The 326-nt window shown below is 59.8% G+C and carries 1 protein-coding gene; it reads right to left on the reverse strand.

Annotated features, from left to right (window positions below; all coding sequences use genetic code 11):
• Positions 1–125: 125 nt before the first annotated feature.
• Positions 126–326: ABC transporter permease (locus CG716_RS29460; RefSeq protein WP_207760820.1), on the reverse strand; the 201-nt coding region annotated here is incomplete at its 5' end.

Raw genomic sequence — 326 nt, forward strand, 5'->3', positions numbered from 1 at the left:
TGCGGAGTACCAGCGATCGCCCGCCCATAAAAGATTGTGTGATCACCAATACGACCAAACGTCCCCAACGGACGCCGTAGTTGGCGAGCCACCCTCGGATATAACGCCTGAGATGCCACCGGCCCCTACCTCGCGCTCATTCGGATACCGATGGCCGTCACCACGACGTTCACCACAAACAACGCCATGAAGGCGTACACCACCGTCTCGTTGACCGCGTTGCCGACCGCTTTGGCGCCACCACCGGTAATCGTCAACCCGCGATAACAGGCCACCAACCCCGCGATCAACCCGAACAGGGCAGCCTTCACACACGAGATGATCAC

The sequence above is a fragment of the Mycolicibacterium sphagni genome (assembly GCF_002250655.1).
Lineage (GTDB): Bacteria > Actinomycetota > Actinomycetes > Mycobacteriales > Mycobacteriaceae > Mycobacterium > Mycobacterium sphagni.